At 57.5% G+C, this 941-nt stretch carries 1 protein-coding gene; it reads right to left on the reverse strand.

Annotation, left to right across the window (positions count from 1 at the left end):
• On the reverse strand, window positions 1-941 hold a 941-nt coding region (locus tag EOC06_RS35705; RefSeq protein WP_164898950.1), incomplete at both ends, for a recombinase family protein.

Genomic DNA, 941 nt, shown 5'->3' on the forward strand with positions numbered 1-941 from the left:
CTTGTATTCAACGCCCATTTTATGGCCGCATCGCCCGCACCAGACAATGCCTTGCAACACCGCCGCGCCATCACGCGGCGCACCGCGTGTCTGGTTTCGTCGGTATTCAGCATGATTGTCAGTCAGCATGGTCTGGATCCGCTCGTAACGCTCCCAATCGAGATAAGCAGGATAACGGTCTTTCACTACGATTTTCCACTCTGCCATTGGCCGGCGTCGCGAGATGATCTTACCACTTGCATATCTGGTGTGACAGGACTGGGTGCGGCCATAGACAAAGGCGCCGGCATAGGCCGGGTTCTTCAACATCCCGGCAAGCATGCTGGCAGTTGGGACGCGCCAGATAACGTCGCCAAATCGATTTCGCCGCGGTATGGTGAGCGCACGATCCCGCAAGGAACGGATCACTTTTCCGACGGTGCCCAACTCCCAAAATGCAGAGAATATCAGGGCAATCCGGTCCTGCACTTCCTGGTTTGAATCCTTCATCACGACACCATTGGCGTCCCGCTCCAACCCGGCTGGTAATAGCAATGCCAGCTCGCCCCGCTTAGCCTTGCTGAGCAAACCGGCTGTCAGGCGGCCACGAAGCGTGTGCAATTCTACTTCCGAGATCGTACCCTTCAGGCCAAGCAACAAGCGCCCGTTGGCCGAGCCCGGATCGTAAATTCCGTCGCGGTCGCCGATGAGGCATTGCCGATAGCCGCATAAATCGAGGAGCGGGTACCAATCGGAACAATTGCGGGCAAGCCGTGTCACTTCATACGAGAGAACGATGCCAACTTCACCCAATGTGACGCGTCCAAGGAGATCTTTGAAGCCGGCCCGGTGAGCCGCCGCAGCTCCACTCTGGCCAAGGTCCGCGTCGATCACTTCGATATTGTTTTCGTCCCAGCCGAGATCTCCCGCACGCTGATGCAATGCATATTGCAGCCGCAGGC

This window comes from Mesorhizobium sp. M7A.F.Ca.MR.362.00.0.0, from assembly GCF_004023175.1.
Taxonomy (GTDB): domain Bacteria; phylum Pseudomonadota; class Alphaproteobacteria; order Rhizobiales; family Rhizobiaceae; genus Mesorhizobium.